Source organism: Microcoleus sp. CAWBG58 (assembly GCF_020883045.1).
In the GTDB taxonomy this organism is placed as follows: domain Bacteria; phylum Cyanobacteriota; class Cyanobacteriia; order Cyanobacteriales; family Microcoleaceae; genus Microcoleus.
The window spans coordinates 1-10,073 of sequence record NZ_JAHRFA010000143.1; the positions used below are offsets into that span (position 1 = coordinate 1).

Here is a 10,073-nt window from a genome sequence, read left to right on the forward strand (position 1 = left end):
ATCCCTAACTGGGTGATGCGATAATTGCACAGATTTCTGGGTGTTTTTACTCACTATTATCTCGGATAATTCACTTTTACCCCCTCAAGCAGTGTATGTGCCAGTTGGGGGTGCGGAATGTGGGTTTGAACGACTCTGTAAGCGTTACAGCGTAAGCCCTGGCATTTTTAATGTTTTTTTGAAACGAGCGGGCTAGAGTTAAAGATTGAAAAAATACTCATCCCTATAGCCATCAAAGGTTTGAGATACTCTCCTTAGATCTAAAACTGTCCGGAGTAAGGTACATAGTCAAGTAGGAGCAGCCTTCTTTCAAAATAATCCAGATTTAGTGGCGTGGGTAAATAGCCAAATCAAGAGTGAAGCAATAACTTGTTTGGGAGATGGTCATGATGGAGTGTGGAATCTATTTAATCAAATTGGGACTAGAGAACAAAGAAGAGAGGTACTAGATTGGTATCAGGGGAATAGAAAATTTACATAAAGTAGGAGGTTCGCTCAAACGACTGAGGAGAGCGCTTTCACAAACTGTGGGAAGGGTCAACATTAGAAGCTATAGCCGAATTTGTAGGAGTTACGAGTAAAGGGAGTGAAAAGTTCCAGAAATATCTGGTAAAACATCAATCAAGAATCCCAGATTACCAAAATTATCTTTATTCAGGGCATGGCTCTTCTGGCTTTTTGGTGAAAAGTGTATAATGAGATACTACTAATTGATTTCTACCGTATGGATCTTCATCTTGACAGACTGCTTAATCTACCCGATGTTACTGTTGAAAGTTGCATCCAATTCGCACCTGAGGTTATCTTGAAACTCCGCCTCCTTCACTGTTGAAAGTAATTGTCGATACTGCCAGCGTCCGAGGGCTCAATTAAATCAAAACAGACCTGTATTGATACGGGATCTATCGATTTTCGGTCAACCAGTTTATCTGAAAGTTCCGCGTCGCCAATTTTACTGTAGGACTTGTCAGAAATACTTTACGGAAAGTTTGAACTTTGTCGATTGTCCAAGGTCGATATACCCAACGCTATGAGAATCATATCTATCAGCGAGTTCAAGCAACCACCATCGAACAAGTTAGCCAAGAGGAAAATTTAAGTTGGGATCAAGTACAGGGGATTTTCAATCATAGGTTTGATCGATCAAAAAAGCAGACTGGGGAACGGTTACTCGTCTGAGTATTGATGAAATTAGTAAACGCAAAGGGCATCAAGATTTTGCCACAGTTGTTGCCGATATTGACCGTGGAAAATTGGTTGAGGTGATTGATAGTCACAAACAGGATGACATCATCAAAGTGCTTCAGCAGCAACCGATTGAGCTGCGTGAACAAGTCGAAGAAGTGAGTGTTGATATGTGGGGAGGCTTTCCCAAAGTGGTTCAAGAAGTGTTTCCCAAGGCGCGGATTGTATTTGATCGATTTCACGTGATGAAACCAGTCAATGAAGAGTTAAATAAAGTACGCAAGCAAACTCAAATGACCCTCAAAGGGAGTAAATTCATTCTCCTCAAGAACGGGGTAGATTTGACCGAGGAGCAGAAGGTCAAACTGGCAGACATCTTAAAGCATTCAAAACGGTTGAAACTGGCTTATGAACTCAAAGAAGAGTTCAGAGATATTTTTGAACGTTCTGAGACTGTCGAAGCTGGGAAAGAGCAACTCCTTGCATGGCTAAAAAAAGCTCGTTCGGTTTACTGTGATGTTCTCACAACGATTCGTAATCATCTGGATGGAATCTGCAACTATTTTTTGAACCGAACCACGAGTGGCGTGATGGAGGGAATTAACAATCGAATTAAGTTGATTAAGCGACAAGCCTATGGCTTTATGAACTTTGATAACTTTCGAGCAAGGCTATTAGCTTGCTTTTCTGATTAGGTTTGCTTATCACCTTGACTCCAGAAGAACCCAGGGCATTGACATTGGTTCGGGAGCTGTAGAGTCTTTAATAAAACAGATTGGAGCAAGAATTAAGATTGTAGGTGCACAGTGGAACGAAAAAAATGTGCCTCAAATTTTAAGACTGAGATGTGCATATTTAAATAACCAGATCAAACTCGGTACTTCTGCTTAGTTAAAAAGTGGGATGCTCCCTCGAGACTTCAGCTAAAACCAACAATTCCCTCATCAGCGGCCGCCTCAAAATAGTATAGGTTTTCTGTAGCTACGATTAGGCCAGATCCCCCCTAGCCCCCCTTGAAAAAGGGGGGGACAAGATTCTTCTCAAAGTGGGTCTTCTTAAGGGGGATTTAGGGGGATCGAGACTTCAGCTACAACCAGCAATTCCCTCATCAGTGGCTGCCCAAAAATAGTGTCGGTTTTCTGTCGCTACGATTAGGCCAGATCCCCCCTAGCCCCCCTTGAAAAAGGCTACGGTGTACACACAAGTCGAGTTGGAAATCAATTGACCCAAAAAAAACGGAAATTTATTTTTTTAATCCTTGATTTCCCGTCACCCATTATCAATAATTTAAAACTATTGATAACGATCTCGATTGTCTAAAAACCTTGCCGACTAAGGGTTGTGTCAGACACAGCCAGGTTTTGGCAAGTTGTGTGTACACGGTAGCTTGAAAAAGGGGGGGACAAGATTCTTCTCAAAGTCCCCCTTCTTAAGCTATGCTTTATAAACATCTTTCTTAACAATAAAGTTGACAAAAATCAACATCTGTGCTGTTAAACGATCGGGCGATCGCCCAGGAATGAGGTTAAAATGATCAATCAATGGGTAAGGGAAGAATTAGAAAAAACTCAATTGGGAGATGCAAGAAGGACAAATAGATTCATGAAAATTGTTTCTAATTTGAGCAATAAGCCAGAATCTAGCGTCCCAGAAGCTAGTGGAACGTGGGCAGAAACTAAGGCTACTTACGATTTCTGGGATTCACCATATATAAAACCCCACGAAGCTTAGGAAAGGACACGTAGATGCGACACTAGAAAGAATTAAAAATCATAAAATTATCTTGGCAATACAGGATACAACCGAATTAAATTATACTACGCATGAAGCAGTCAAAGGAGTCGGATATCTTGATAATAAATATGCTCATGGATTGAAAGTACACTCAACTTTGGTAGCAACAACAGAGGGGCTACCATTAGGCATTATCGACCAATATGTCTGGGCTAGAGAAGAAAAATCTTTAGGTAAAGCTGCTCAACGTTCTCAAAAACCAACTGAAGAAAAAGAGAGTCAAAGATGGCTTGATGCTTTAAAAAACACTTTATCTATCATCCCGGATTCACAACAAGTAGTCACAATTGCTGACCGAGAAGCCGACTTTTATGACTTGTTTGCCTGTGCGAACCGTGAAGGGGCATATTTTTTGATTCGAGCTACTCAAAACAGATGTTTAGAGTCCTCATCCAACCATCTTAAAGAAGAGATGGAATTGGTCGAACCGCAAGCCACAATGACTGTGGAATTGAAGCGTAACCCGACTCGACCATCACGAGAAGCGACTTTAACTATTAGGTATAAAACCTTAACTATTCAACCTCCTCAAAATCGTCCCAAACAAGAGAAATTAACTCCGATTCAACTGCAAGTTATTTTAGTTAGAGAATCCGAGCCACCTTCTGAGTCGGAAGCAATTGAATGGTGGCTAGTGACAAATTTACCTATTACTTGTATTGAGGATGTGACTACTTATGTGAGATGGTATAGTTATCGTTGGCTGATTGAGCGCTATCATTATGTATTAAAAAGTGGTTGTGGAATTGAGAAGCTACAATTAGAAACAGCATCAAGGTTAGAAATGGCTCTAGCTACCTATTCTATTGTAGCGTGGCGTTTACTTTATATTACTTATCTAGCTCGTAGCGAGACAGATGTCAGTTGTGAAATTATGTTAAAGCCTCCGGAATGGCAGGCTCTTTATGCAACAATTCATCACAAAAGTTATCCTCATCCTTACCCGCCGACTTTAGGAGAAGCGGTTGGTTGGATTGCTAAACTGGGAGGTTTTTTGGGAAGAAAACATGATGGTTTTCCGGGAGTTAAGACCTTGTGGCGTGGATTGAGAAGATTGGATGATATTATGATGGGTTGGCTGCTATTTAATCAACTTAAAACAACTTGAATTGGTATTTTGCCAGGGTGAAAATAGCTGTGATGACAAATTGTGTTGATGACGTAAGTGATAATTTTGGCAAACCGCCGCCAATGGCAGAAAAACATTCTTTTGCTGTTTGTCCAAAATGTGCATTCGGGAAAAACCCCCAGATCCCTTGAGCAAACTCATTGCAAGAGGCAGACATCAATGAACATTTTTTGCAGGATAATTGCCATTCAATCAGAAGCGAGATCCCCAATGGCTCCTACACAAGTAGTTACTTTTGTCAAATTTCTTGTTAAGAAAGATGTTTATAAAGCATAGCTTCTTAAGGGGGATTTAGGGGGATCGATACTCAGCTACAACCAGCAATTTCTCCATCGGCGGCCGCCCAAAAATAGTTACATTTTTTATGTTTTTTGCCAGTTGCTTGTGCTATACTCTAATAATGGGAGTGTGAGAAATTTTAAATTTAATGCACATATTTCCATTATTAAATGATATCATGTCAACTGCAAGAAGTAAAGCAATCTCCCCTCCAAAAAACGAAGTTTTTTTTGAGATATCATTAAAAAAAGTAAAGCGCAAAATGGCTAAAATTGAGACAGGAAACTAGCGACAATTATGACCTACGATTACGACTTGTTTGTGATAGGTGCAGGCTCTGGCGGATTGGCGAGCTCTAAGCGGGCGGCATCCTACGGGGCGAAGGTGGCGATCGCCGAAAATGACTTAGTAGGCGGCACCTGCGTCATTCGCGGCTGTGTACCCAAAAAACTGATGGTGTACGCTTCCACATTTTCGCATTTGTACGAAGATGCGATCGGCTACGGTTGGAGCCCTGTAGAAACCAGCTTCAACTGGGAAAAACTCGTCACCACTGTAGATACAGAAGTGCGACGACTCAGCAAACTCCACATCAGCTTTCTCGAAAAAGCCGGAGTTGAATTAATCTCAGGATATGCCAAATTTATCGACCCCCACACTGTCGAAGTTGGTGACAAAAAATACACCGCTGCTAAAATCTTAATTGCTGTCGGCGGCGAAGCTCATAGAATCGATATTCCCGGTATCGAACACGCGATCACTTCCCGCGAAATCTTCTTATTAAAAGAGCAGCCGAAACGGTTGGCAATTTTGGGCGGCGGCTACATCGGCGTTGAATTTGCTTGCATTATGAACGGGTTGGGAAGTGAGGTGACACAAATCATTCGGCGCGATCGCATTTTGCACTACTTTGACGAAGAACTTCGCGCCAACGTCCAAGAAGGAATGGTTAAGCACGGCATCAATTTTGTCACAGGAAGCTCGATCGAATGGATAGAGAAAACTCCTGAAGGCTTAAAGTTAAAATTGTGGGGAGAATCTCAAGAAACCTTGACAGTAGACGCGGTTTTGTGCGCTACTGGACGATCGCCCAATTTGGAAAAACTGGGTTTGGAGAATGCGGGAGTTGAAACCGAGAAAGGTGCGATCGCAGTTACCAAAGACAGCCGCACCAATCAACCGCACATTTTTGCTGTCGGAGATTGCACCAACCGGATCAATTTAACGCCAATTGCGATCGCCGAAGGACGCGCTTTTGCAGATACCGAATTTGGCAACAATCCGAGAGCAATCAGTCACGAAAATGTCGCATCAGCGGTATTTTCCCAGCCGGAAGCGGGTACAGTCGGCTTAACTGAAGAGCAGGCTAGAGCCAAATTTCCCGACTCAATTAAGTGCTACACAGCCAAGTTTCGGCCGATGTTTCACGCTTTGACAGGTGCAGATGAAAAGGTTTTTGTCAAGTTAGTTGTTGAAACTAATACTGACAAAGTTTTGGGCGTGCACATGGTTGGGAAAGACGCGGGCGAGATTATTCAAGGAATGGCGATCGCCGTTAATATGGGAGCTACCAAGAAAGATTTCGATTCGACGATCGGCATTCACCCCTCGACTGCTGAAGAGTTTGTGACTCTGCGATAAATCTTAAATCGGGATGCGGCATTGCCGTTTCCCTCCCTCGGAAACCCGCTCCCGTCGCGTGAGTGTCTGTGTTCGTAGTGCGGACTTCAGTCCGCATAATCCGGACTGAAGTCCGCACTACGAACCCATCTTATTGCGGTCAATCGACCGGACACGATATCACCCGTCCGCTCCACCCACCACCTCACAAAAAAAGAATTTTAAATCCTTTGAACCTTTTTCGCACATCTCCTGTCTAAACGCTTCAGATAACGAACAGGTGAGGGATACTTCACAGGTGTTAGGTGTGTCAGCCAATGTTTTAATCGATGATTGTTCCGACTCCTACTTAGTCGATCGGTGTTTAAAGGGCGATTCCCTACGGGATAGCTTCGCTTCACGCACTTGCTTTCGTCACCTTTACCAACGCTACCAACAAAAAGTCAGGTCAACCCTTTACCAACTCTGCGGTTCATCACTTCTAGACGACTTAACCCAAGAAGTATTTCTGCGAGTCTGGAAAGGATTACCCAAACTCAAACAACAGGAAAACTTTTCAACTTGGCTGTATCGCATTACTTGGAATGTGGCATCCGACCAAAGACAAGCATTTGCCAAACAGCATTCTTTTGACTCCCAACTCAAAAATCAAGAAACAATGGATAGTGTTATTTCCAATAATAACACATCCGGCTTGATGCAGTTGCACTATCAAGATTTAGTGCAGCGAGGACTGGAGCAATTGAGCTTTGAACACCGCAGTGTTTTGGTGCTGCACGACTTAGAAGACATCCCGCAAAAAGAAGTAGCCCAAATCCTGGGACTGCCAGCGGGGACTGTGAAATCTCGGGTGTTTTATGCCCGAAATTCCATGCGACAATTTTTGCAAAAACAGGGGGTTGACGAACTGTGAACGATGAAAATAGCGACAAAAAATTAGTGAATTTCTTGAAGCAAAATATCCCAAAAGTTCCGGACGCTGACCCCGATTTCGAGCAAAGAGTTTTAGCAGCAATAGATATGCACGACAGGGAGACAGAGCTAAATCGTCTCGGAGATTCGCGATTTGCAGAGTCTAGTAAAAGTTCAAAATTCCTCCGTTTTCCCAAGTGGAGTTTTCCGGCTGCGATCGTCGCTAGCTTGCTAGTTTTTGGTTCGGGCTATCGCGTCCTAGTTACCGCACAATTACAGGCGGATGAAGCAGCTCACTTGGAAGCATTTCTGGTAAATAATTGGGAGGGTGTATTGAACGATTCCCACACAGCAACTATTAGCGATCGCCCGCAAACAGACTTATTTGATTTCCCTGTTGCTGCTGATATCGAACCGCCAACAAATTAACTAATCTTAAAGAGGTAATTTTTCATGTCAATGCGCCAATTTTCTGCTGTGGCAGTTTTAATGTTAACCCTCGGTACTACAGCCGCTGCAACCGCCGCTCCCAACCCCGCTCAACCAGAAATAATTGCCCAAAACCAGCTTCCCAATCGAGTTGGTGGCAAAGAGAACGGGCTGTTTGAAAAACTAAATTTAAGTGCGGAGCAAAAGCAGAAAATGCAGGCTGTTCGCGATCGCTACAAAGACCAACTTTCCCAGCGAATGCAAGCAGTCCGCCAAGCCAGACAAGAATTGCAAACAATGATGTCGGGTACGACGGCAAACGTCAGCCAAATCCGCGACAAACACCGCCAAATCATGGGATTGAGGCAGCAGTTAGAAGAGATACAATTTGAAAGTACATTGGCCATGCGAGAAGTGCTGACACCCGAACAACGCACCCAGTTTTCCCAAATGATGCAGCAGCGCAGGGAAGCTGCTAAAGCCCGGAGACAAAACATCCAAAAATCTCAATAATCTACACTGCTACCGACTGCACACCCTACTAAAAAATTAATTTGTCCGGCGTGCAGTCGCCAGTTTGAGAATAGATATTGTAGGGTGCGTCAGCGATGAGCATAATTTTTAGGCGGGTATCGAGAAAGAGCTGACGCACCCTACTACTGTTTCCCTAATGAGAGCAAGATGTCTAATTTAAGTTAAAATAATTAGTTGGTAAATCTCATCAAATTTTCTGGATGAATCTACAAAACGATTCTAGTTACATTTATTTACACGGATTTGCTTCAAGTCCAGATTCAACTAAGGCTAAATATTTCCGCGATCGCTTTTCTTCCCTAGGAATTGACCTGAAAACTCCCGATCTCAATTACAATGATTTTTCGCGCCTCACTCTCACGCGCCAATTAGACCAAATAGAAACAGAATTTCTGCAAACCCAATCCTCCAAATCTGTAGAAAATGTAAAAAATTTAGGGGAAGTTACCATCATTGGGTCGAGTTTTGGCGGGCTGACAGCGGCTTGGCTGGCCCAGCGACAATTATCAATAAAACAAATAGTTTTGTTAGCACCGGCTTTTCAATTTCTCTCCCATTGGCTGCCACAGTTGGGACAGCAACAGTTAGAAAAGTGGCAGTCTGAGAAATATTTGCCAGTTTACCACTACGGCGAACAGCGCTATTTGCCGTTGAATTATGAGTTTGTGACAGATATGGCTCAATACCCTGAAGAAAAATTAATGCGATCGGTTCCGACGTTAATTCTGCACGGCAAGCATGATACGATCGTACCGATTCAAGCTAGCAGAAGTTTTTCAGATAATCGTCCATGGGTGCAATTAATCGAACTAGAGGACGATCATTCTTTGGGAAATGTCCTAGCGGAAATTTGGGAAGCGATGCAAAAGTTTTGCCAATTCAAAAATTAAAATTTGACAATCCCCAAAAATGGATACAATCTTCCGACTTAAGTCGTGAAAAAACAAAAATTTTAGACAACGTTTAAACTCCAAAATTTCTGTGTGGAGTAAATCTAAAATCTCAAGTCTAAAATCTCAAATCTACTCACCAACTTGCTAGTTTCAAAAATCAAATGACTGAACAAGATAAATCGACTCGCACCTTAGCCGTTGACATTGGCGGAAGTGGCATCAAAGTTATGGTTTTGGACGCTGAAGGTGAACCCCAAACGGAACGCAGCCGTTTAGAAACGCCTCAACCCCCGAAGCCGGAACCCGTATTAGAGACGATCGCCTCTTTGGCCAGCGGACAAGGCGAATTTGACCGAGTATCCGTCGGTTTTCCCGGCGTCGTGTCCCGCGGCATCATCAAAACCGCAGTCAATTTAGATCCATCTTGGATCGATTTTGACCTAGCAACTACCCTCAAAGATCGATTGGGAAAACCTGTGCGAGTGGCTAACGATGCCGACATTCAAGGATTGGGAGCAATTGCTGGAACGGGAGTAGAATTAGTAATTACTCTCGGCACCGGTTTCGGTTCTGGTTTATTTGTCGATGGTATCTTGGTACCCAATCTAGAATTAGGACATCACCCGTTTCGTAAAGGGGAAACTTACGAACAGCAATTAGGGCGATCCGCCTTAGATACCGTAGGTACTAAAAGATGGAACCGCCGTCTGGAAAAAGCCCTCGTCTACCTGCAAAATCTCTTTAACTGCGATCGCCTTTACATCGGCGGCGGCAATACCAAAAAAATTGTTTTTGAGTTACCGCCACAAGTTAAAATAGTACCGAATGTCAGCGGTTTGTTGGGCGGAATTGCTTTGTGGCGCGATTAGTAATTTTCTTGCAAAAGTGTCCGTCAACATCAAACAAACCGGGTTTTTTGTCAGGATTAAAGGCAATAATCCAGTAGTTTCGTAAAAAACCCGGTTTCTGCGTCCAAGACAGACAGTTGATGGGGTTTCTGGCTTGTGCGACAGCCGTTTTTAAAATTATTCGCCCATCGGATCGCGGTACTTTTTGGGTTCATCCTTGCGAAACAGATTTGCCAAACCGAGGATGCCCAACAAACCCAAAGCACCCCAATGATTGTTGTCCCCTTTGCTTTATTGAAAGGGAGTTGTGTCTAAAATAACTTGATAGGACTTACGCATTGACAAAAAATATCATCTATGTATTCTAGACGATACCATCACGGCTCAGGTTTGCCAAAATATGCTCACGTATAACTGAAGTGAATAAATTCCTTTGGACTTCATACCAGT

General features: G+C 43.1%; 10 protein-coding genes and 2 pseudogenes. 10 read left to right on the forward strand and 2 right to left on the reverse strand.

The window, feature by feature from the left end; all coding sequences use genetic code 11:
- Nucleotides 1-890: 890 nt before the first annotated feature.
- From QZ918_RS32135 to QZ918_RS32155, 4 genes and pseudogenes are all read left to right on the forward strand, one after another.
- Nucleotides 891-1,034, forward strand: a complete 144-nt coding sequence (locus QZ918_RS32135; protein WP_293337130.1) for a transposase family protein — start codon at nucleotides 891-893, stop codon at nucleotides 1,032-1,034.
- Nucleotides 997-1,179 carry a helix-turn-helix domain-containing protein gene (locus QZ918_RS32140; RefSeq protein ID WP_293337128.1) on the forward strand — a complete coding sequence of 61 codons (183 nt, stop codon included), beginning with the start codon at nucleotides 997-999 and terminating at the stop codon, nucleotides 1,177-1,179. The genes QZ918_RS32135 and QZ918_RS32140 overlap by 38 nt, the downstream gene beginning before the upstream one ends.
- An 11-nt stretch (nucleotides 1,180-1,190) precedes the next feature.
- Complete coding sequence (locus QZ918_RS32145; protein WP_293187234.1) at nucleotides 1,191-1,880, forward strand: ISL3 family transposase; 690 nt, start codon at nucleotides 1,191-1,193, stop codon at nucleotides 1,878-1,880.
- Nucleotides 1,881-2,718: 838 nt separating this feature from the next.
- Nucleotides 2,719-4,087: pseudogene (locus QZ918_RS32155) on the forward strand (IS4 family transposase).
- Here the strand turns inward: QZ918_RS32155 and QZ918_RS32160 are convergent.
- Nucleotides 4,074-4,265, reverse strand: a complete 192-nt coding sequence (locus tag QZ918_RS32160; RefSeq protein WP_293342928.1) for a hypothetical protein — start codon at nucleotides 4,263-4,265, stop codon at nucleotides 4,074-4,076. The pseudogene QZ918_RS32155 and the gene QZ918_RS32160 sit on opposite strands and share 14 nt — an antisense overlap.
- A gap of 419 nt (nucleotides 4,266-4,684) precedes the next feature.
- On the opposite strand from QZ918_RS32160, the gene gor reads away from it, so the two are divergent.
- The 6 genes from gor (at nucleotide 4,685) to QZ918_RS32190 (ending at nucleotide 9,644) form a co-directional block, all read left to right on the forward strand.
- Entirely contained in the window at nucleotides 4,685-6,028 is a 1,344-nt protein-coding gene (gor, locus tag QZ918_RS32165; protein WP_293342931.1) for a glutathione-disulfide reductase, read from the forward strand.
- A 277-nt stretch (nucleotides 6,029-6,305) separates the two neighbouring features.
- Entirely contained in the window at nucleotides 6,306-6,920 is a 615-nt protein-coding gene (locus QZ918_RS32170) for a sigma-70 family RNA polymerase sigma factor (RefSeq protein WP_293342945.1), read from the forward strand.
- On the forward strand, nucleotides 6,917-7,348 hold the full coding sequence (locus tag QZ918_RS32175) for a hypothetical protein (protein ID WP_293342934.1): 432 nt from the start codon (nucleotides 6,917-6,919) through the stop codon (nucleotides 7,346-7,348). Before QZ918_RS32170 ends, QZ918_RS32175 begins: the two co-directional genes overlap by 4 nt.
- 24 nt (nucleotides 7,349-7,372) lie before the next feature.
- Complete coding sequence (locus QZ918_RS32180; protein ID WP_293342937.1) at nucleotides 7,373-7,861, forward strand: Spy/CpxP family protein refolding chaperone; 489 nt, start codon at nucleotides 7,373-7,375, stop codon at nucleotides 7,859-7,861.
- A gap of 221 nt (nucleotides 7,862-8,082) precedes the next feature.
- Nucleotides 8,083-8,772: a YqiA/YcfP family alpha/beta fold hydrolase gene (locus tag QZ918_RS32185; RefSeq protein ID WP_293342940.1), complete on the forward strand. Its 690-nt coding sequence runs from the start codon at nucleotides 8,083-8,085 to the stop codon at nucleotides 8,770-8,772.
- A gap of 164 nt (nucleotides 8,773-8,936) precedes the next feature.
- The gene (locus QZ918_RS32190) at nucleotides 8,937-9,644 is read left to right on the forward strand and encodes an ROK family protein (RefSeq protein WP_293342943.1); all 708 of its coding nucleotides are present in this window, start codon (nucleotides 8,937-8,939) and stop codon (nucleotides 9,642-9,644) included.
- Between the two features lie 156 nt (nucleotides 9,645-9,800).
- Here QZ918_RS32190 and QZ918_RS33210 read toward each other — a convergent pair.
- Nucleotides 9,801-9,896: pseudogene (locus tag QZ918_RS33210) on the reverse strand (WGxxGxxG-CTERM domain-containing protein); the annotation flags it as partial.
- Between the last annotated feature and the right edge of the window lie 177 nt (nucleotides 9,897-10,073).